Origin of the sequence: Solibacillus sp. FSL W7-1436 (assembly GCF_038007305.1) — a bacterium.
Taxonomy (GTDB): domain Bacteria; phylum Bacillota; class Bacilli; order Bacillales_A; family Planococcaceae; genus Solibacillus.
The window spans coordinates 3304362-3324451 of the sequence record NZ_JBBOWV010000001.1 but is presented as its reverse complement, the minus strand read 5'-3'; the positions used below and the strand labels follow the sequence as shown (position 1 = coordinate 3324451).

Genomic DNA, 20090 nt, shown 5'->3' with positions numbered 1-20090 from the left:
TTCCACAGACTAGTTGTGGAGGACTTATTTTATTTATTTAACTAGTCATTTGGGAACGTTTATTTAATCTATGCATTTCATAATTTGACTCATGTGCCTTATTAAAATTCAATTTATTTTTTTGTTAGAATTTTTTTTATTGAAAAACATGAGACCACCTTGAATGAATAAAAATGCTCCAATAAGTTTCACTATAATTTGCACTGAAAAATGAAGATTGAAAACATATATGGTAAGTACTTTAGCGCCTATTAAAAGTAATATAATACCTAATATTTTTTTCAAAGTTATCCCTCTTTTTTAATCTTGACTTAATAATGTACTAATTCAATAAAAATAAAAATCTTTATTTACCTATAAAATACTCCCAAAATGGTGTTGAAGTGACCCTAAAAGTTAGATACGGTTATTTCACATAGCTGTTTGGGGATGAGTTCGAAAGTGTATCGAGCTCATGCTTGAACAATTGTATACGTCCCCACGATTCGCTAGTTCACCTCGAATACGAAGGTAGCCAATACGACCTTCATGTTCTTGATAAATAGCCTGTTTTTCAGTTTTTAAATCGGCATCTAAATTAGTTCTTTACAATATCATTATATGCGTGCTACGTGGAATCTGTGTGAATGCCACAAGCGCCTTCAAAGCAATCAGAAATTAAACGTTTACGCATGAAAAATGAGTACTAAAAAAAAGTTGCATGTCTGAGTTCGAAACAATGACAAATTACCAGGTGAGACAGTTAAGAGTTCATACCAGTTAAATGCACAAATGATTCAATTAGATACGATACAAGATGCAATAGCAAAATTAATGGAGCGCATTGATGAAATCAAATATAAAGGTTGGGACCAGGATGGAGGCATGGCATTTCTATCGATTGGAGAAATTGAAAGAACGGTACGATTAATTGATATGGCTTTCCTGCCGTTAAAAAATGAAATGAAGGAATCCGTTAGTGAATTAAACAAAACATCTAGTATGACTTTCGATATAGTGATGAAAGAAAATAAAAAAGCCGATGCGCCAACATCGACTAAGGAAATATAATCCGTTTTTTATTTTAACATGTACAAAGAGCTTACTCAATCTGGGTAGGCTATTTTCGTTCACTAAAATGCCCTTTAGATTGGTAATTTCATGCTTTAATACAATAATTCCCTCTAATTTTCTTTAATTAATTTAAAATAAATTAGAAGTATGTATAATTAAATTACAGGTTATTATTTAACCACTACTTTTCTTTTTATTATGTCGACACATTTTGCTTGTCAGACGACTTTGAACTTTTTTTACTCCTTTGGGGGTACGTGTAATTATGAAAATGGATAACTATGCCCATTTTTAAAAAACGTACGTCTGGCGGAGAATTCAATTACATATTAACTGCTGAACGAACGAGATTTTTTCTTGTTCGTTTTTTTGTTTTTTAAACAGGATTTTGAAATTTTAGCTGAGACTTAGTAAAGCTTGGTATGAGGAATTACTCATACGCATACTTAAACGATTACCAAGACAATTACTGAGTAACTGCCAGGTTATAGGCATTAATGAAGCCTGAAATGCAGTGGTACCAATGATTTTAATTAGTTTAGCAATAGGTAAAATAACCGCGATAATATTAATGTAAAGAGGTGTTTGATTCGAATGCATTTAACCCCAAACGAACAATTTATTTTAAGTATTTTATTTCGGTACCGTGGATCAATCCAATCGTATATCACGAAATTTCTTTACAAGAAAAATGACATAACTTATTCGAATGAAAAATACGTATATGGGCTACTAAGCAAACTAAGAAAAAAATCATTGGTAACATATAAAACAGTAAGATATTTAGATAAGGAATTATTTCTTTATTATCTTACTCCAAGAGGACTGGAATATATTAAAGGACTTTTAGACATTGATGTGGGTGTAAACGGGACAGGTACACTTCCACATCATGATGAAACAACCTACTGGGATATTCCATACGAATTTTATAAACCGCCCTTAAAACAAGTAGATCATTTTTTAATGACACAAGAGGCCTATCAACAAATAGAAACTGAACATAAATTGATTATGAATTATGGTGTTACGTATAAAACATCTCATTATTCATCAATCAGTTTTACATACAAAGGTGAAAAATTGAAATTGCGTCCGGATTCCATGATTTATATAGGGAGAAAGCCAATCGCATTAGAGGTAGACCGTTCTACGGAATGGAGTAAACAATTGATCGATAAATTCATTCGTTATAAAAACTATTTTAATTATTGTGTTGAAAGAAATTTACCGCTGCCATTTGATTCAATTTTGTTTGTAGCTCAATCAGGATTGCCACCTAGAGCCTATAAACGAAGATGGGCTACTATTCGCTCCGCTTTTAAGGAGGTTTTTGGGGATGATTACAATGAGGTTAATTTGATGCTTTATCCAGTTGACTGTATTAAGGAATTACCATTGCAATTTGAAATTGAAACATATTATAAAAACCGTGCATTAGCTAGTAATAATACTGAAGAAGTCATAGTGACATATTACAAAACAGGGGTTGATATTAAATGAAACGTATGGTGTGTGGGCGAAATAAAGTATTAGAAAAAAACGAGGAAGAAGGAGCGCTTGAAGTGGTAGTTGAAATTGAGAAATCGGTATTAATTGAAATTATGGAAGAGCTTGTAGAATTAAAATCTCTAACTAAAGAAAATTTATTAAACAAATTAATTTTTAAGGAAAAAGTATTTAATTATCCCGGAATTTCATCAGAGGAAGTAGAAGCACATGGAGAAAAGAGTGAAGAAGAATCGTTGGAGATAGCTTACAGAATACAAAAGCTATCTGATATAATTGAAAAACAAATAGCTTAGAACACATTAGGCAGATCGTCTACGACAATTGTAGAGTTCTGCTTTTTTCATCCATATAAACATGCCCACCAAAGCGTGAATTTTAATTGTGGGGCTAGCCCCAAATTGCCCCAATTCATTGTCCCAAACAGACATAAACTGCCCCAAAAAGAAACATCATTTTGCTATATTCTGCAAAGTTGATGAAATAAGAGATACCCTAGAAATATGATGAATAAAGGATTCTAGGGCGTAATAATGTTGCTTAGTGCATAATAAAGTTATTAGTCCGTGAAGCATAAAGAAGTCATATACCCAAGCATTAGTAATAATCCAAGACCCATAACAATGTCCATTTTTTAAAACCTCCCTTAATATAACCTACAATATCTTCCTTTTTTATTGTACAATGTTTACAATAAAGATGAAACTATTTGTTATAATATTCGTATATATAAGTAAGAGCGTTTTAAAATTATACATAATAAAAGTGGGTGATAGACTTGAAGAAATGGATTTACAAATCTCTCGTTGTTTCTGTCGCGTTATTATCGTTTGGTTTAATTACACCAAAACATGAAATTTGGGCGAATTTTGATGAAGATCGTCATGGCAAATCGGTATTGGATCGTCCAAGCGACAACCATATTTCAGCTGCCTATCAGTTGGATGATATTATCGTTGATGAAAAACCCCTGCCAACTACGGATGACTTTGTGTCTGCTGCAAAAGAACAATCATACATAAAATTTGGAACAAAAGTCGGACCGGTTATTGAACAACAATTCGAAACTGATATTTTTCCGAAAATCGAAGAGGCTATTGCAATGACAGTGGAACGAGTTGGTGATGAAAAACTGCGTAACTTAACGGTTTCCGAAAAACCAAGTGGTGATTACTCGGAAAAAATCTTCCACATTGTTGACAGTAAATCAAAAACAGACGTAATCCGATTCCATGTACGAACAGAGAACCGTCCTTTTGATGGCTACTACTATAATTTCCACTATCATACGTTTGAAGACAACTACTCAAAGCATTACGACCTTGGCGAGATTTACTGGAGCAAAAACACACCGCCTAAATGGTTATCATAGCAAGATTCAGCACCCGCCTACTGGTCGGGTGTTTTTTTTATGTACACAAATATTTCTCACAATACTAGCTTCTCAAAACTATGCTTTCCATCCATTACCAAAAGAAATCTAAGGGACAAAAGCTTAAATAGTCTCCGATTGGCCAACCTTTAATTTAAGGAGCATTCCTGTTAGAAAGATTTTCGGGGACTTGAAAACAAAAAAGCCCTCCTGTATGATGCTTGAGTGTCAACGGTCATTGACTCATACATCTACAGGGAGGACCCATTCCAATGAATTTTAATACGAATGACAAAATTAATCAAGTTTCTGAAAATACTCTAGTTATCGGCATCGACATTGCTAAACATAAACATTATGCTTGTGCAATTGATGATCGAGGTCGTGTGCTCCAAAAATCATTTCCAATCATGCAATCACGTATTGGGTTTGAAAACTTTTATGAACGCCTAATGGCGCTCAAAGCAGCTTATGACAAACAAGAAATTCTCATTGGGTTTGAGCCAACAGGCCATTACTGGATGAACTTAGCTGCGTTTTTGACGAACTATGGAATTCCATTCGTAATGGTTAATCCAATGCACGTTAATCGCTCGAAGGAATTAGATGACAACCTGCAAACGAAGAATGACCAAAAGGATGCGCTAGTCATTGCTCGCCTTATGAGAGACGGTCGTTTCAGCTATCCCCGTCATCTCGAAGGAATCGAGGCTGAGTTACGAAATGGAGCAACATTACGTTCAAAGATTCAAGAAGATTTAAATGCCTTACAAAATCGCATTATTCGTTGGTTGGATCGCTTTTTCCCTGAATTCACACAAGTGTTTAAAAGCTTTGGGAAAATGGCCTATGCGGTGCTCGAAATGACACCGTTGCCAACAGATATTGTAGGAAAATCACCAGAAGAATTACTATTTTTATATCGCCAGGTAGACGGCATGAAAAGCCCACAGCTACCTAAGGCAAAGCAATTAGTCGAGGTTGCAGAAAGCTCAATTGGGCTGACAGAAGGTTTAGTGATGGCCAAATTCGAAATCGCCACGCTTCTTTCACAGCATAAATTGATGCACGCTCAACTTGACGAATTAACAGCTCAGCTCGTAGAGCTAGCCAAACAAATGATGGAATATGAATATTTAGCATCGGTACCTGGAATCGGGGATGTCACGATTGTCGATTTACTATCAGAGGTTGGTTCTTTAGCGCAATATACACATCCACGCCAATTAATTAAACTAGCGGGACTCACATTGCGTGAAAACTCTTCTGGTCAGCAAAAAGGACAAAAACGGATTTCCAAGCGAGGTAGAAGAAAACTACGCGCCCTTCTGTTCCGAGTCATGATGCCGTTAATCTTGCATAATCCAGCCTTTAAGCAATTACATGAATATTACACAACGCGCACGGTCAATCCGCTCCGAAAGAAGCAATCAATTGTGGTACTGTGTGGCAAGTTATTGAAAGTTTTACATGCCTTGTGCAAGAGAAAAACATTGTTTAACGAACACCAAATGATGAACGATTTCGCCCGTCTTCAAACGGCTGCCTAAAACGCCACCAACAGAAGTCAAAAACAAGAGGATGACACGGAGAAGCCGGCATTATTTTCACCATCCGACCGTTGAATGAATTCAATTGAGTCCACAAAGGAGCATCGCCAGCCTCTGCCTTATGAATAGACCGAACGAAGGAATGTACGCGCAAAAAGACGCCTAGAGACATGGGAGGGTCCGTCATCATAAGCTACGCAGAGATCCAAAAGTGCATCAAAATACTGCACTGGATTAGGAGAAACATTACCATATAATGGTTTGTCCTTTAGCGAAGCGTTCGGACATAATGTTAAATAAATCAAGAATTACAAAATAACGATAGATGTATGTGTCAAAAATTATTTTTTGGACATTCAAAAATGGCGCAAGCCATTGATATATCAACATTTATAGAGGGAGGTGAAGACATTAGGAAAGAAGATTTCTGGTTAAAAGGAATCGCACTTTGTGAAAAAGATGTCGAGGAATTTATCGCTTTAACGTCTAAATAGGTTGCAAAAAGGGGCTGTGAAAAAAACAGCCCCTTTTTTATATCCTATTATAATATCAATAAACTTATAGCGGTTTTTTGTGCAGCGTAAATCCTAATGTATCCGCATCGCGTATCGTGATCGTATACGTACCGCTTACTTGATCGTGCTTTACATCAATATTGTCCAATCCTTTATCATAACGGAAAAGAATTTCACCTTCAGCCGATTTATAAACGACATGCAAATCATCGCGTTTCACTTCAAATGTAGGCGTGAAGTCAGGATTGCGGTCAGTGAATTCATTGATAAACAATTTGGCACCTTGTTCAACAAAATCTTCCCGATTCTCCGGTGGGGCAATCGCTTCATAAATATTATGGACCGATGCGTCGAGCTCAATATATTTACCGTGTTCAAATTCCTCGTCAATCGCTCTTTGGAGTTGGGGAGTCTGCTCTTCGTTTAGAGATTCCGCAATTTTCTCATATAATTCCTTCATGAGCATTTTTGTTTTCTTTTTGTCTGATGCAATCGGAGTAGCCTGCAAGAAAGTTTCCATAAAGAACTTCGCCGGTTCACCATCCGATTGCTTATCCAATACATAAACATTTTCTTCAAGCGGATCATAATTCATTCGAATGAGTGCACATTTTTGTACACGACTGGATGCATCAGGCAAAATATTTTCGATCGTTTTCAAATGCAATGTTTCCAAATCAATCTGTACTGCATCTTTTGGATCCAGCTTTAACAGTAGAATATAATCTTCGCCAATAAGTTCAATATGCGCGACAAATACTGAACCGTTACTGTTCGATACCGTTTGCATAATTTGATACAGTTTATTTGATAAATCATTGGCCAGTGATAAGAAGTGTGTGTCATCAGGATATTCTGCATAACGGTTCATTTTCGTCAGAATATCATTGTCACGGTCTAAAAATTTGCATGCAACAGATTTCGGGCTATTCATCGTCGCATCTATGTATGATTCAAAAAACTGACTGTACACTTCAGATTGGAGTGCGGATAAATCCATTGTTTCACTTGCGGACACAAAACGGCTTTGCTGCATATCCAGCAATGTAACAGCCATCCGTTTCATTTGGATTGATAAGGTTGTTTCAACTTCATTCATCTTTACATAGCTCCTTTTAAATTCCGATTTTTAAAGTATAGCGGACATTATGAATTTTTGCACGGGCTCAAACTTAGTTTACAAACGCGAACATATGTGTTATGATAGTTTTTGTGCTATTTTAGATAGTGCTATAAATGAATTGGCATTTCTGCTAGTGTTTTTGAAGATACTTATTCACACTGGCGCAAGCTTCAGGGCTGCAAGGACATAGTAGCAGGTTGGGACTATGTTGCTTAAGTTAGAAGAGATTAGTAGAATTTTACCGCGGTTAAAACTGGAGTTGTGCACTCCGAATAAATATAAATTCCCCGGATGATCGGGTTGAGACTTTCATTTATTTATAAATCTATCTATTAAATACTAAAGGGGTCCCCAACATTTGGGGGCCCCTTGTCCAATTCACAGAATAAAAACCAACAGCTTTTAGACTTTTATTTTATTAATTAGCCTATTTGGATTCCTGCTTCTACCAAGTGATGTTCAACTTCCTTCAAAACATGGCTGGGGTAAATGGTTCATCAATAAAGTCATATACCTATGATGCGGACGGCTTTCCACTAACAATGGCTTACAATGGAAAGGTGTATTATTATTTAACTAATTTCCGAGGCGATGTTCTAGCGCTCTTAGATAGTCAAGGTAATATTGTTGCAGAGTACACGTACGATTCTTGGGGTAATATTTTATCACAAAAAGATTTAGACAATCAAGAGAATATCGATATTTCAATGGAAAACCCTTATAGATATGCAGGCTATAGATACGATAAGGAATCAAATTTGTATTATTTATTAGGAAGATATTATAATTCTGATGCAGGGGTGTTCTTATCACGTGATTCATATATAGGGGATTTAAATACTCCAAAATCTATGCATGGGTATATCTACGCAGATAATAACCCTATTGCCAATGTGGATCCAAACGGTGAACGAGCTAGGGCTATTATATTCATATTTTCAACAGTTGCTAAGAAATTTGTGAAAAAAGATAAGAAAGCCTCCTTGATTTGGTCATCATATCGAGTAAAACATGTTCGTGAACATGGGAAAAATAATCGTTCTAAACCTTATCATGGTGTCTTTAATGAAGACCCAATAGTGACTACTAATGTAGCTTGGGGAAGAAAAGGAAATCAAAAGCCTAGACTTCAAAAAGATGGTAGATTGAATTATGTGATTTGGTATAAAAATGTAGGGTATCAGGGTGGCTATAAAGGTAGTAAGAAAAAGTTAAATAATGTTAAAATTGTTGTAGGTTCCAATGGTAGGTCAGTAATAACATCTTTCCCTTGGTAATAGGTAATTCAGTGGTAGCAGCTTATTCTGCTCAATGGGAAATAAAATGACTAACTAACAAGATCTACTATAAAAGATGAAAAGGTGAAAAAATGAAATTTAATTATAAAATAACAGATGCAGGTTGGGCTACATGCGAACTGGAATCGTCAAGTCAACAATTTTCATTTGAGGCTAGTTGTATTTCTGATGCATTGAAAGAATTTTTAGAAGCTATCGTGCGGTTGAATCCAGATATTGATCCAGAGTTTTATGAAGATGAAACAGAATGTAGTTGGCATCAAGAGCCCGGTTTAATTGAGTGGGAATTCAATATTTCCGAGATAAAAAGCACTGAAGAAAATCTATTTTTTACAGTGAAACAATATGAAGATGATAGTAGAAAACATCGACCATTCATTGATGTGAAATTTTCATGTAATTACGATAAATTCGTGTCATCGATAGTAACGAGTTTAGAATCTCTCATCACAGAGTTTGGTCTAGTCGGTTATGCGGAAATGTGGGATGGAGCTGATTTCCCAATAGCAAATTACTTAAAGTTAAAACAATATACTATAGATAAAGCGGTCTTTCCAGCCGTTACAGAAACGATTGATGATAGCTTAAAAACAACGACAAGTCTGGAATATGAAATGAAATTACTCATAACAAATTTAAAAAATATCAAATAATTTATAAACATAAAATACTGCACCTTTTATAGAAAAAGAGACAATCGTTATTCAATACAAAGATTAGAGTTTCTAAAATATAATCAGTTAAATTTATAAGTACCCTTTAGCTTGCCTTTATAATTTTTTTATAAAGGTAGGCTTTTTTTAGTACAAAATACTTCAGATGATTTTGTGCAGTATTAAAGCTTTTGATACGATTGATTTTTAAATGTTAAAGCAATTTAGGATTTATGTACACCCTCTTTTTATAGAGGTACACCGGCATCTGTTGCAATAATGATTCCATTAACACCACAAGCGGCACCACCAGAAGATTAACAGATGTGCATACTTCAATTGAAAGCATTTAGGCAAAAACTTATTAAAGGAAAATTCCTGTTTTCTTAGTATGATTGTCACAGGAAGGGGAATTAAATTGAAGTCATTTTTAACAAAAATAAAATATAGTATTATAAATTCATCGACTCCAAAAATTTCAAAAAACGCATGTTACTTTTGCAAAAGAAAAGCACCTGACTTGAGAGTTTATAAAAATGAAATTAACAAGAAGGTTAAGGTCTGTCAATTATGCGTTGATTAAAGGTACGAATAAACCTTGCTATTTAATTGAAGTATGCTTTGTCAATGACAGCGTAGACGTGGCGTTGTACCGTAAACACTTTGATGCTATATGTCAAGCTATTGTAAGTGAGTTAGCAAAAGCAGTAGGTAAAACATTAAAGCCTTCCACAACTACTTCACCTGCGGAGGACAAGGAGGTACGGATATTGGATACCAGTCCATCACTCAGTGACACAGTAAAAAGCATCTTAGACAACAAAGCACAACGTGCGCATAAGTCTTGGCTTGATAAGTTAAATGACCGTACTATTACAAACGATGAGATTTTAGCATTGGCTGCTATGTCTATTGTGAATGAAAAAAATAAATTAAAGCCCGTTACTACTGAAAATCCAGTGGTAGCGGGCATTTTATTTAACAAAAATTAGATTGTTATTCTACCATCGGAACATATTGTGGAATAACTCTCAATAAGAAACATTTAGATATTCTTACGAGAATATAAAAGAACTAAAAGTTTATTGTAGGGTATTGTCTATTTATTCATTTTATTTTCTGTGATTGAAGGTATTATAATAAATTTAAAAATATAATCTTCAGTTAACGGACGCGCGTCTTCACTAAGAAAATCGCGTTTTTTATTCGTGCCAAGGTATTTCTTGAGTTTTAAGAAGAAAAATTTAATGAAGTCATGCTTCTTATTAATCTTAAAGTAAGGATTTACATTTTAATCATATGGTTTATCATAATCCCGAACTTTAAGTTCTTTAAGGAATTCAATAAAATTTATCCTATTTCTATATTTTTCTCTATAATATGATTTTTTATTAAGAAAATCTTCTTTAACAATTTTAATAATATATGGTTTCATACGTGTTTCCTCCGCATAATCATAACTTTCGGTAAGCTCTATTAGAAAGGAAACAATATAATTAAATAATACAGGAAAATCTTTTTCGATTTCTTCCTGGTATTCAATTAAAGCTTTAATATACTTATATAACTCACTTTGTTTAGTAAAACGGAAACTGCATCCTGTATTCCAATACCCAAGCCAAATAGTAAATATACCAACAGAATACCGTCTCAATTCTTTATCAGGACCCCCAAAATATAAATAATATGGGTAATGAGGAAACGACATTCCACCATCAAAACCTAATATTCTGAAGCCACTGTTCAATACTTTGTTTAATTCAGTAAGAATCATATTTTTCTCTTCCGTTGTAAGTTCTATTTGTATATTTTTATCTTTTGAGCTCATAATAACCTCCTTCTAAACTGTACACTCTTATTATATCAAAATTTTGGTAAGTGTTGCATATTACCATCATATGTAATATTATATAAATATACTATTTTTATATTAATTTTGGTATTTATATTAGGAGGAATTATAATGAAAAAAGTATTTTTTATCTTTACCATGCTAATGTTTCTATTTAGCAGCGTTTTTCTTGCAAGCCCTAAGTCTGTTAGCGCAGATCCAGGCATGTTCGCGGAAATGGTTAGGGATCAAGCATCTGATGCTTGTATTAATAATATAGCAAGAGCAAGCTTACCATTAACTCAAGAATTAGATATATATAATTATGAAATGTCGGAAGAAGAGGAAGATACTTTTACAATTATTGAAGATGAAGGTACCTATACTAGAACGGTAGAAACAAACGATTCTATTATGCCTTACGCTGTATCAGCTTTCAAAAATGAGGTTGCAACTTCAAGCCAAGGGTCGAAAATTATTTTGCCACTTGGGCAATTTACACCTGCTTATGGCTATTGTCACACTTTTAAAGGTCATATGCTTAATTCAGACGGAACCAAAAAGCACTCTGTAAAAATTGGTGGCGAACCAAAATCTCAATTTCAATACCCAAGATATCCTGAGACAACTATGGATATTATAGTAGAAGTTGTAAACGGTACTACAGATTTAAAGTGTCAAAAAGAGAGACCAACTCGTTGCACTAAAGAAGCGAATAGTAAACTAGAAGGCCAGAAAGTGAAAGTGGTGTTAGAAAGAGGTAAAAGCTTCTCTGGTTATAGTAACTACAACTGGGTTGTAATTACTGCTTATCCTAAATGGTGAAAATTAGATGGTAATAAACTTCCTTATATCATATAAACAAAGCTCTCTAAAACGCTTCGAGTAGCGTTTTAGAGGCCCTTTTGGACTTATTCAAAGCTTCTTAATGCCCATTACCTTAATTGGTAGTGGGCTTTTTTTATCAAAAAATCTATGTTGCCAAAATGCAAACGTTCGTTCTATCATATATACAAACGAGTGTTCTTACGTAAATTAAGAAAGGGGATTGGTGGCCATAATTAAAGCTGATGAGAGACAATTATTACACAGATATATACTAGTAGATCTAGCCGTTAAATCCATTCAATTTGATTATCAAAAGGCAGAACAGCTCAAAATGAAAGTGGTCTTTATGCCGTTAATAGATACGCTAATAAAGGATTTGCGCAAAGAATATATTGAACTTAAAAATCAGCTAGCACAACAAAAAATAAGGGTGGTAGAGTGGCGAACTATAGATGAATACTTTAGCGATGTGCAAGTCGCAACGGCAGGGGACGATATAGTGCTCCGATATGCCAACAAGGCTCGTAAAACCCAAGTTGAAAATTACTTCTAACCCAAATACACAATTTAAAGCCGAAAAATAAAGCCTTCCACAGACTAGTTGTGGAGGACTTATTTTATTTATTTAACTAGTCATTTGGGAACGTTTATTTAATCTATGCATTTCATAATTTGACTCATGTGCCTTATTAAAATTCAATTTATTTTTTTGTTAGAATTTTTTTTATTGAAAAACATGAGACCACCTTGAATGAATAAAAATGCTCCAATAAGTTTCACTATAATTTGCACTGAAAAATGAAGATTGAAAACATATATGGTAAGTACTTTAGCGCCTATTAAAAGTAATATAATACCTAATATTTTTTTCAAAGTTATCCCTCTTTTTTAATCTTGACTTAATAATGTACTAATTCAATAAAAATAAAAATCTTTATTTACCTATAAAATACTCCCAAAATGGTGTTGAAGTGACCCTAAAAGTTAGATACGGTTATTTCACATAGCTGTTTGGGGATGAGTTCGAAAGTGTATCGAGCTCATGCTTGAACAATTGTATACGTCCCCACGATTCGCTAGTTCACCTCGAATACGAAGGTAGCCAATACGACCTTCATGTTCTTGATAAATAGCCTGTTTTTCAGTTTTTAAATCGGCATCTAAATTAGTTCTTTACAATATCATTATATGCGTGCTACGTGGAATCTGTGTGAATGCCACAAGCGCCTTCAAAGCAATCAGAAATTAAACGTTTACGCATGAAAAATGAGTACTAAAAAAAAGTTGCATGTCTGAGTTCGAAACAATGACAAATTACCAGGTGAGACAGTTAAGAGTTCATACCAGTTAAATGCACAAATGATTCAATTAGATACGATACAAGATGCAATAGCAAAATTAATGGAGCGCATTGATGAAATCAAATATAAAGGTTGGGACCAGGATGGAGGCATGGCATTTCTATCGATTGGAGAAATTGAAAGAACGGTACGATTAATTGATATGGCTTTCCTGCCGTTAAAAAATGAAATGAAGGAATCCGTTAGTGAATTAAACAAAACATCTAGTATGACTTTCGATATAGTGATGAAAGAAAATAAAAAAGCCGATGCGCCAACATCGACTAAGGAAATATAATCCGTTTTTTATTTTAACATGTACAAAGAGCTTACTCAATCTGGGTAGGCTATTTTCGTTCACTAAAATGCCCTTTAGATTGGTAATTTCATGCTTTAATACAATAATTCCCTCTAATTTTCTTTAATTAATTTAAAATAAATTAGAAGTATGTATAATTAAATTACAGGTTATTATTTAACCACTACTTTTCTTTTTATTATGTCGACACATTTTGCTTGTCAGACGACTTTGAACTTTTTTTACTCCTTTGGGGGTACGTGTAATTATGAAAATGGATAACTATGCCCATTTTTAAAAAACGTACGTCTGGCGGAGAATTCAATTACATATTAACTGCTGAACGAACGAGATTTTTTCTTGTTCGTTTTTTTGTTTTTTAAACAGGATTTTGAAATTTTAGCTGAGACTTAGTAAAGCTTGGTATGAGGAATTACTCATACGCATACTTAAACGATTACCAAGACAATTACTGAGTAACTGCCAGGTTATAGGCATTAATGAAGCCTGAAATGCAGTGGTACCAATGATTTTAATTAGTTTAGCAATAGGTAAAATAACCGCGATAATATTAATGTAAAGAGGTGTTTGATTCGAATGCATTTAACCCCAAACGAACAATTTATTTTAAGTATTTTATTTCGGTACCGTGGATCAATCCAATCGTATATCACGAAATTTCTTTACAAGAAAAATGACATAACTTATTCGAATGAAAAATACGTATATGGGCTACTAAGCAAACTAAGAAAAAAATCATTGGTAACATATAAAACAGTAAGATATTTAGATAAGGAATTATTTCTTTATTATCTTACTCCAAGAGGACTGGAATATATTAAAGGACTTTTAGACATTGATGTGGGTGTAAACGGGACAGGTACACTTCCACATCATGATGAAACAACCTACTGGGATATTCCATACGAATTTTATAAACCGCCCTTAAAACAAGTAGATCATTTTTTAATGACACAAGAGGCCTATCAACAAATAGAAACTGAACATAAATTGATTATGAATTATGGTGTTACGTATAAAACATCTCATTATTCATCAATCAGTTTTACATACAAAGGTGAAAAATTGAAATTGCGTCCGGATTCCATGATTTATATAGGGAGAAAGCCAATCGCATTAGAGGTAGACCGTTCTACGGAATGGAGTAAACAATTGATCGATAAATTCATTCGTTATAAAAACTATTTTAATTATTGTGTTGAAAGAAATTTACCGCTGCCATTTGATTCAATTTTGTTTGTAGCTCAATCAGGATTGCCACCTAGAGCCTATAAACGAAGATGGGCTACTATTCGCTCCGCTTTTAAGGAGGTTTTTGGGGATGATTACAATGAGGTTAATTTGATGCTTTATCCAGTTGACTGTATTAAGGAATTACCATTGCAATTTGAAATTGAAACATATTATAAAAACCGTGCATTAGCTAGTAATAATACTGAAGAAGTCATAGTGACATATTACAAAACAGGGGTTGATATTAAATGAAACGTATGGTGTGTGGGCGAAATAAAGTATTAGAAAAAAACGAGGAAGAAGGAGCGCTTGAAGTGGTAGTTGAAATTGAGAAATCGGTATTAATTGAAATTATGGAAGAGCTTGTAGAATTAAAATCTCTAACTAAAGAAAATTTATTAAACAAATTAATTTTTAAGGAAAAAGTATTTAATTATCCCGGAATTTCATCAGAGGAAGTAGAAGCACATGGAGAAAAGAGTGAAGAAGAATCGTTGGAGATAGCTTACAGAATACAAAAGCTATCTGATATAATTGAAAAACAAATAGCTTAGAACACATTAGGCAGATCGTCTACGACAATTGTAGAGTTCTGCTTTTTTCATCCATATAAACATGCCCACCAAAGCGTGAATTTTAATTGTGGGGCTAGCCCCAAATTGCCCCAATTCATTGTCCCAAACAGACATAAACTGCCCCAAAAAGAAACATCATTTTGCTATATTCTGCAAAGTTGATGAAATAAGAGATACCCTAGAAATATGATGAATAAAGGATTCTAGGGCGTAATAATGTTGCTTAGTGCATAATAAAGTTATTAGTCCGTGAAGCATAAAGAAGTCATATACCCAAGCATTAGTAATAATCCAAGACCCATAACAATGTCCATTTTTTAAAACCTCCCTTAATATAACCTACAATATCTTCCTTTTTTATTGTACAATGTTTACAATAAAGATGAAACTATTTGTTATAATATTCGTATATATAAGTAAGAGCGTTTTAAAATTATACATAATAAAAGTGGGTGATAGACTTGAAGAAATGGATTTACAAATCTCTCGTTGTTTCTGTCGCGTTATTATCGTTTGGTTTAATTACACCAAAACATGAAATTTGGGCGAATTTTGATGAAGATCGTCATGGCAAATCGGTATTGGATCGTCCAAGCGACAACCATATTTCAGCTGCCTATCAGTTGGATGATATTATCGTTGATGAAAAACCCCTGCCAACTACGGATGACTTTGTGTCTGCTGCAAAAGAACAATCATACATAAAATTTGGAACAAAAGTCGGACCGGTTATTGAACAACAATTCGAAACTGATATTTTTCCGAAAATCGAAGAGGCTATTGCAATGACAGTGGAACGAGTTGGTGATGAAAAACTGCGTAACTTAACGGTTTCCGAAAAACCAAGTGGTGATTACTCGGAAAAAATCTTCCACATTGTTGACAGTAAATCAAAAACAGACGTAATCCGATTCCATGTACGAACAGAGAACCGTCCTTTTGATGGCTACTACTATAATTTCCACTATCATACGTTTGAAGACAACTACTCAAAGCATTACGACCTTGGCGAGATTTACTGGAGCAAAAACACACCGCCTAAATGGTTATCATAGCAAGATTCAGCACCCGCCTACTGGTCGGGTGTTTTTTTTATGTACACAAATATTTCTCACAATACTAGCTTCTCAAAACTATGCTTTCCATCCATTACCAAAAGAAATCTAAGGGACAAAAGCTTAAATAGTCTCCGATTGGCCAACCTTTAATTTAAGGAGTGGTAATCTTGGAAAACAGATTTTTCTTAGGTTTATTTAATGGCCTGATTTTAAGTATTATATTATGGACGTCTATTTTCGGATGGATAAAAATAATAGCTGGGTTATTATAAGTAGGAAAAAATATGCGAAGAGATGAGCTTTTTACTTAATCCCAAGATAAAGTTCTGAATAAGCTAAAAAGACCAGGTACTCATTACTGAGCCTGGTCTTTTGCTTTTGAATTATTTCTGAATTACTTCTCGTTATTGTTGTTATTGTTGTTTTTGTTTTTTTGCTTTGCGTATTCTGAGAAATCCGCTTCTTTCCCGGCTTCCATATTATAGTTCGGTTTGTTTGTTGCTCTTGTATGCGTAACGGTTGCATTGTCCTCTTCATCAAGGTTTTTCATTAGCAACGGTATACATGCAAGTCCGGCAAGACCAACAAGTGCATAAATAATCCGTGATAATACGGAAGTTTGTCCGCCAAATAAAGATGCGACTAAATCAAATTTGAAAAAGCCGATAAGTCCCCAGTTAATTGCTCCAATAATTACAAGTACGAGGGCAATTCTATATAATGCTCCCATTTAAAACATCTCCTTTATTTTAGATAAAGAAGTTCATTCGGTATGTAAAAAACACATACAAAAGAAATTCAAGTATCTATTTCTGCTCGTATTTTTCCCGGGAACCGATTGTTTATACTTCTTTTTTTAAAAAGAAAATGTATCAAAATACGAATAAAAATGTCCCTTTGAAAATAAAAATAATTAAAAATAGGAAATAATATCTGCAGCAACAAAGAGGGAAATATATAGTTCTGATTTCGTAATAAATAAAGCGAAAGTTATTTATTTAACGTTGGGAATAGAGTATCCGGCGATTTATCATAATATTACTATGCGGTTGATAAAGGGACCTTAATTTTTTTGTGTAATTTACAAAAATTTAAAAATTAAAGGTGAATTTTTATGTAACTCGAGGTATAATATTTGTATACTATAGTAAAAAGGAGGACTGCCGATGATAACCGGTCAGTTAGGGCGAGCATTCCAATTAGCGGAAAAACATAAGCTCGACGTAAATACAATTTTGGAATTAACAAAAATTATTGCAAAAGAAGTGAATGGTGCTCAAAAAATTGAGGACAAAATTTTACTGCAAATGATTCAAATTCTGGAAAACAACAAAACGATTCTTAGGGAGGCAACATAAAAATTGACGCAAACGATTGAGCTATACGATGACTTAGACACATTTGACTAAAGGCGCTACTCAGCAGACGAAATACGAGTAGCGCCTTTTATTGTGCCCTTTTTTATACATACATACCGATTTCATTGTTACATATAAAATTTTTCTAAGTAGTCTTTTCGGTTCGATTTTGCAGATTATGTGTTTTTCTCCACAGAAGTCTATATAATATACGGAGAACATTCTTTAGGAGTGAAAATTATTGGCACATGCAGATCATACATATTTGAATTTATTGCAATATATTTTGGACAATGGTACCGATAAATCGGACCGAACAGGAACAGGGACACGCAGCGTTTTCGGCTATCAGATGCGCTTTAATTTACAGGACGGCTTTCCGCTTTTAACAACTAAGCGCGTACCATTCAAACTCGTTGCAAGTGAACTACTGTGGTTTATTAAAGGTGATACAAATATCCGTTATTTGCTTCAGAACAACAATCATATTTGGGATGAATGGGCATTTAAAAAGTGGGTAGAATCAGAAGAGTACAGCGGACCTGATATGAGTGACTTTGGCCGACGCTCCCTTATTGACGAAGCGTTTAATAAACAGTATCAAACAGAGCTTTCTTCATTTTGCGAGCGCGTTTTACTTGATGATGAATTTGCTTCAAAATACGGAGATTTGGGTAATGTTTACGGAAAACAGTGGCGCAATTGGACAACTTCAGAGGGTGAATCGATCGACCAATTACAAGATGCAATCGATTTAATTAAACATAATCCGGATTCACGTCGTATTATCGTGAATGCATGGAACCCGGAAGATGTGATTGATGCTGGAGGAAAGGGTAGTAAAGCGGCTTTACCGCCATGTCACGCAATGTTCCAGTTCTACGTGGCTGACGGCAAATTGAGCTGTATGCTTACACAGCGCAGTGCGGATACTTTCCTAGGGGTGCCATTCAACATTGCGAGCTATGCATTGCTGACACATTTAATTGCCCATGAATGCGGGCTTGAAGTAGGCGAGTTTGTGCACAGCATGGCTGATACCCATATTTATTCAAACCATTTTGAACAAGTAAAAGAACAGCTTACACGTGAGCCGAAGCAATTACCGACCTTAAAGTTAAACGAACAGAAGCGATCGATCTTTGATTTTGAAATGGAAGACATTTCATTGGAAAGCTATCATCCGCATCCATCAATTAAAGCACCGATTGCGGTATAAAGGGGGATTTCAATGATTTCATTAATCGTTGCGCATGATGAAAACCGTGTCATTGGCTATCAAAACGATTTGCCATGGTATTTACCGGGTGATCTGAAATACTTTAAAGAAATGACAATGGGAAAACCGATGATTATGGGACGTAAAACATACGAATCAATTGGACGACCATTGCCGGGACGCCGAAATATCGTCATTACAAGAAATGATGACTTTACAGCAGAAGGAATTGAAGTGGTAGGCAGCCTGGAAAAAGCTTTGGAACTAGTTGAAGGTGAAGAAGAAGTGATGATTATTGGCGGTGCTCAAATATTCGAGCAGTCGATGGCGATTGCCGATCGATTATATATTACGTTCATCAACAATCGTTTTAAAGGAGACACTTATTTCCCATCATACGATGACTGGAAAAAAGTTTCATGCCTCGAGCCGATTGAGTCTGAAGACGGTTATACGTTCCAGTACTGTATTTATGAAAAATAGCTGATAAAACAAAAAGGACATGCTGAATCAGGAAAATTCAGCATGTCCTCTTTTTTTATATTAAATAAATATATACACAAGCCACCATGCATCCACAGCCTGCAATCACAAATATATGCCAGATCGCATGATTGTACGGAAGGCGTGTCCAAGCATAAAAAATTGCGCCAAATGTAAACAGCAGCCCGCCGGTAAGCATTAGCATAAAACCATCAAACGTCAAATATGCATATAATGGACGAATGGCGAAAATGATAAGCCAGCCCATGAAAATATAAAGTATTAAAGATAATTTTTCGAATCGGTGAATGAACAGGCATTTGAACACAACGCCCAATATGGCAATAAACCAAATAATGCACAGCATGACAATGCCCGTCACACCTCCGATTGCTACAAGTAAAAACGGGGTATAAGTACCAGCAATCAATATATATATTGATGAATGGTCCAATATGGAAAAGAACCGTTTATATTTTTCCGGAACACTATGTAATAATGTCGACATTAAAAACAGTAAAATTAATGACGAACCAAAAATGGCGTATGAAGTAATATGTACTGCTGTGCCGTTAACTGCTGAATGAATAATTAATAGTATGCAGGCCGGGATGCTGATGGCAAGTCCGACACCATGTGTTATGGCATTCCAAAGTTCTTCTTTCCAGTTTTTATAGTCAAATGCGTCTAAATTGTGCATGAGTCATCACGCTCCTTTATATTAGTATAACTCTTGTTCAAATTATTCGTGATAGATGGATGTCATGATGTTA

Annotated in this window: 24 protein-coding genes; 18 read left to right on the top strand and 6 right to left on the bottom strand. The window is 34.6% G+C overall.

Going from position 1 to position 20090, the window contains the following annotated elements:
- Positions 1-108: 108 nt before the first annotated feature.
- Positions 109-285: a hypothetical protein gene (locus MKX73_RS16405; protein WP_340718370.1), complete on the bottom strand. Its 177-nt coding sequence runs from the start codon at positions 283-285 to the stop codon at positions 109-111.
- A gap of 486 nt (positions 286-771) precedes the next feature.
- Between MKX73_RS16405 and MKX73_RS16395 the strand changes: the two genes are divergently transcribed.
- The 6 genes from MKX73_RS16395 (at position 772) to MKX73_RS16370 (ending at position 5978) form a co-directional block, all read left to right on the top strand.
- A complete protein-coding gene (locus MKX73_RS16395; RefSeq protein WP_340718369.1) occupies positions 772-1050 on the top strand; it encodes a hypothetical protein in 279 nt (92 codons plus the stop codon).
- Positions 1051-1647: 597 nt separating this feature from the next.
- Positions 1648-2556, top strand: coding sequence for a replication-relaxation family protein (locus tag MKX73_RS16390; protein WP_340718368.1), 909 nt, complete (start codon positions 1648-1650; stop codon positions 2554-2556).
- A complete protein-coding gene (locus tag MKX73_RS16385) occupies positions 2553-2858 on the top strand; it encodes a hypothetical protein (RefSeq protein ID WP_340718367.1) in 306 nt (101 codons plus the stop codon). Before MKX73_RS16390 ends, MKX73_RS16385 begins: the two co-directional genes overlap by 4 nt.
- A gap of 482 nt (positions 2859-3340) precedes the next feature.
- Positions 3341-3934 carry a YpjP family protein gene (locus MKX73_RS16380; RefSeq protein ID WP_079526847.1) on the top strand — a complete coding sequence of 198 codons (594 nt, stop codon included), beginning with the start codon at positions 3341-3343 and terminating at the stop codon, positions 3932-3934.
- A gap of 272 nt (positions 3935-4206) precedes the next feature.
- On the top strand, positions 4207-5484 hold the full coding sequence (locus tag MKX73_RS16375) for an IS110 family transposase (protein WP_340717204.1): 1278 nt from the start codon (positions 4207-4209) through the stop codon (positions 5482-5484).
- 362 nt (positions 5485-5846) lie between these two features.
- Entirely contained in the window at positions 5847-5978 is a 132-nt protein-coding gene (locus tag MKX73_RS16370) for a hypothetical protein (RefSeq protein ID WP_340718378.1), read from the top strand.
- Between the two features lie 64 nt (positions 5979-6042).
- Here MKX73_RS16370 and MKX73_RS16365 read toward each other — a convergent pair whose 3' ends face one another.
- Positions 6043-7098, bottom strand: coding sequence for a nucleoid-associated protein (locus MKX73_RS16365; protein WP_340718377.1), 1056 nt, complete (start codon positions 7096-7098; stop codon positions 6043-6045).
- Positions 7099-7598: 500 nt separating this feature from the next.
- On the opposite strand from MKX73_RS16365, the gene MKX73_RS16360 reads away from it, so the two are divergent.
- The 3 genes from MKX73_RS16360 (at position 7599) to MKX73_RS16350 (ending at position 10065) form a co-directional block, all read left to right on the top strand.
- The gene (locus tag MKX73_RS16360; RefSeq protein WP_340718376.1) at positions 7599-8399 is read left to right on the top strand and encodes an RHS repeat-associated core domain-containing protein; all 801 of its coding nucleotides are present in this window, start codon (positions 7599-7601) and stop codon (positions 8397-8399) included.
- A gap of 92 nt (positions 8400-8491) precedes the next feature.
- Positions 8492-9073 carry a hypothetical protein gene (locus MKX73_RS16355; protein WP_340718375.1) on the top strand — a complete coding sequence of 194 codons (582 nt, stop codon included), beginning with the start codon at positions 8492-8494 and terminating at the stop codon, positions 9071-9073.
- Between the two features lie 536 nt (positions 9074-9609).
- On the top strand, positions 9610-10065 hold the full coding sequence (locus tag MKX73_RS16350; protein ID WP_340718374.1) for a hypothetical protein: 456 nt from the start codon (positions 9610-9612) through the stop codon (positions 10063-10065).
- A 299-nt stretch (positions 10066-10364) separates the two neighbouring features.
- Here the strand turns inward: MKX73_RS16350 and MKX73_RS16345 are convergent, their stop codons facing one another.
- On the bottom strand, positions 10365-10901 hold the full coding sequence (locus MKX73_RS16345) for a carbamoyl-phosphate synthase small subunit (protein ID WP_340718373.1): 537 nt from the start codon (positions 10899-10901) through the stop codon (positions 10365-10367).
- Positions 10902-11036: 135 nt separating this feature from the next.
- Here MKX73_RS16345 and MKX73_RS16340 point away from each other — a divergent pair, with 135 nt between their 5' ends.
- Positions 11037-11729: a hypothetical protein gene (locus MKX73_RS16340; protein WP_340718372.1), complete on the top strand. Its 693-nt coding sequence runs from the start codon at positions 11037-11039 to the stop codon at positions 11727-11729.
- A 226-nt stretch (positions 11730-11955) separates the two neighbouring features.
- Entirely contained in the window at positions 11956-12285 is a 330-nt protein-coding gene (locus MKX73_RS16335; RefSeq protein WP_340718371.1) for an aconitate hydratase, read from the top strand.
- Positions 12286-12428: 143 nt separating this feature from the next.
- Here MKX73_RS16335 and MKX73_RS16330 read toward each other — a convergent pair whose 3' ends face one another.
- Entirely contained in the window at positions 12429-12605 is a 177-nt protein-coding gene (locus tag MKX73_RS16330; RefSeq protein ID WP_340718370.1) for a hypothetical protein, read from the bottom strand.
- A gap of 486 nt (positions 12606-13091) precedes the next feature.
- Between MKX73_RS16330 and MKX73_RS16320 the strand changes: the two genes are divergently transcribed.
- The 4 genes from MKX73_RS16320 to MKX73_RS16305 all read left to right on the top strand — a co-directional run bounded on the left by MKX73_RS16320 (position 13092) and on the right by MKX73_RS16305 (position 16254).
- Entirely contained in the window at positions 13092-13370 is a 279-nt protein-coding gene (locus MKX73_RS16320; RefSeq protein WP_340718369.1) for a hypothetical protein, read from the top strand.
- A 597-nt stretch (positions 13371-13967) separates the two neighbouring features.
- On the top strand, positions 13968-14876 hold the full coding sequence (locus MKX73_RS16315) for a replication-relaxation family protein (protein ID WP_340718368.1): 909 nt from the start codon (positions 13968-13970) through the stop codon (positions 14874-14876).
- Entirely contained in the window at positions 14873-15178 is a 306-nt protein-coding gene (locus MKX73_RS16310; RefSeq protein WP_340718367.1) for a hypothetical protein, read from the top strand. The genes MKX73_RS16315 and MKX73_RS16310 overlap by 4 nt, the downstream gene beginning before the upstream one ends.
- A gap of 482 nt (positions 15179-15660) precedes the next feature.
- Positions 15661-16254, top strand: a complete 594-nt coding sequence (locus MKX73_RS16305; RefSeq protein ID WP_079526847.1) for a YpjP family protein — start codon at positions 15661-15663, stop codon at positions 16252-16254.
- A gap of 397 nt (positions 16255-16651) precedes the next feature.
- Here MKX73_RS16305 and MKX73_RS16300 read toward each other — a convergent pair whose 3' ends face one another.
- Positions 16652-16987, bottom strand: a complete 336-nt coding sequence (locus tag MKX73_RS16300; protein WP_340718366.1) for a DUF378 domain-containing protein — start codon at positions 16985-16987, stop codon at positions 16652-16654.
- Positions 16988-17423: 436 nt separating this feature from the next.
- Here MKX73_RS16300 and MKX73_RS16295 point away from each other — a divergent pair, with 436 nt between their 5' ends.
- From MKX73_RS16295 to MKX73_RS16285, 3 genes are all read left to right on the top strand, one after another.
- Entirely contained in the window at positions 17424-17615 is a 192-nt protein-coding gene (locus MKX73_RS16295) for an ABC transporter permease (RefSeq protein WP_251687797.1), read from the top strand.
- Between the two features lie 241 nt (positions 17616-17856).
- The gene (locus tag MKX73_RS16290) at positions 17857-18834 is read left to right on the top strand and encodes a thymidylate synthase (protein ID WP_340718365.1); all 978 of its coding nucleotides are present in this window, start codon (positions 17857-17859) and stop codon (positions 18832-18834) included.
- Between the two features lie 12 nt (positions 18835-18846).
- Positions 18847-19317, top strand: a complete 471-nt coding sequence (locus MKX73_RS16285) for a dihydrofolate reductase (RefSeq protein ID WP_340718364.1) — start codon at positions 18847-18849, stop codon at positions 19315-19317.
- 55 nt (positions 19318-19372) lie between these two features.
- Here the strand turns inward: MKX73_RS16285 and trhA are convergent, their stop codons facing one another.
- On the bottom strand, positions 19373-20017 hold the full coding sequence (gene trhA / locus MKX73_RS16280) for a PAQR family membrane homeostasis protein TrhA (protein ID WP_340718363.1): 645 nt from the start codon (positions 20015-20017) through the stop codon (positions 19373-19375).
- Positions 20018-20090 lie beyond the last annotated feature (73 nt).

Excerpts from the sequence above, each read along its gene's own strand:
- MKX73_RS16395 (WP_340718369.1), top strand. The coding sequence starts at position 772 with ATGATTCAATTAGATACGATACAAGATGCAATAGCAAAATTAATGGAG.
- MKX73_RS16390 (WP_340718368.1), top strand. The coding sequence starts at position 1,648 with ATGCATTTAACCCCAAACGAACAATTTATTTTAAGTATTTTATTTCGG.
- MKX73_RS16385 (WP_340718367.1), top strand. The coding sequence starts at position 2,553 with ATGAAACGTATGGTGTGTGGGCGAAATAAAGTATTAGAAAAAAACGAG.
- MKX73_RS16375 (WP_340717204.1), top strand. The coding sequence starts at position 4,207 with ATGAATTTTAATACGAATGACAAAATTAATCAAGTTTCTGAAAATACT.
- MKX73_RS16370 (WP_340718378.1), top strand. The coding sequence starts at position 5,847 with ATGGCGCAAGCCATTGATATATCAACATTTATAGAGGGAGGTGAAGAC.
- MKX73_RS16365 (WP_340718377.1), bottom strand. The coding sequence starts at position 7,098 with ATGAATGAAGTTGAAACAACCTTATCAATCCAAATGAAACGGATGGCT.
- MKX73_RS16360 (WP_340718376.1), top strand. The coding sequence starts at position 7,599 with ATGGCTGGGGTAAATGGTTCATCAATAAAGTCATATACCTATGATGCG.
- MKX73_RS16355 (WP_340718375.1), top strand. The coding sequence starts at position 8,492 with ATGAAATTTAATTATAAAATAACAGATGCAGGTTGGGCTACATGCGAA.
- MKX73_RS16350 (WP_340718374.1), top strand. The coding sequence starts at position 9,610 with ATGAAATTAACAAGAAGGTTAAGGTCTGTCAATTATGCGTTGATTAAA.
- MKX73_RS16345 (WP_340718373.1), bottom strand. The coding sequence starts at position 10,901 with ATGAGCTCAAAAGATAAAAATATACAAATAGAACTTACAACGGAAGAG.
- MKX73_RS16340 (WP_340718372.1), top strand. The coding sequence starts at position 11,037 with ATGAAAAAAGTATTTTTTATCTTTACCATGCTAATGTTTCTATTTAGC.
- MKX73_RS16320 (WP_340718369.1), top strand. The coding sequence starts at position 13,092 with ATGATTCAATTAGATACGATACAAGATGCAATAGCAAAATTAATGGAG.
- MKX73_RS16315 (WP_340718368.1), top strand. The coding sequence starts at position 13,968 with ATGCATTTAACCCCAAACGAACAATTTATTTTAAGTATTTTATTTCGG.
- MKX73_RS16310 (WP_340718367.1), top strand. The coding sequence starts at position 14,873 with ATGAAACGTATGGTGTGTGGGCGAAATAAAGTATTAGAAAAAAACGAG.
- MKX73_RS16300 (WP_340718366.1), bottom strand. The coding sequence starts at position 16,987 with ATGGGAGCATTATATAGAATTGCCCTCGTACTTGTAATTATTGGAGCA.
- MKX73_RS16295 (WP_251687797.1), top strand. The coding sequence starts at position 17,424 with ATGATAACCGGTCAGTTAGGGCGAGCATTCCAATTAGCGGAAAAACAT.
- MKX73_RS16285 (WP_340718364.1), top strand. The coding sequence starts at position 18,847 with ATGATTTCATTAATCGTTGCGCATGATGAAAACCGTGTCATTGGCTAT.
- trhA (WP_340718363.1), bottom strand. The coding sequence starts at position 20,017 with ATGCACAATTTAGACGCATTTGACTATAAAAACTGGAAAGAAGAACTT.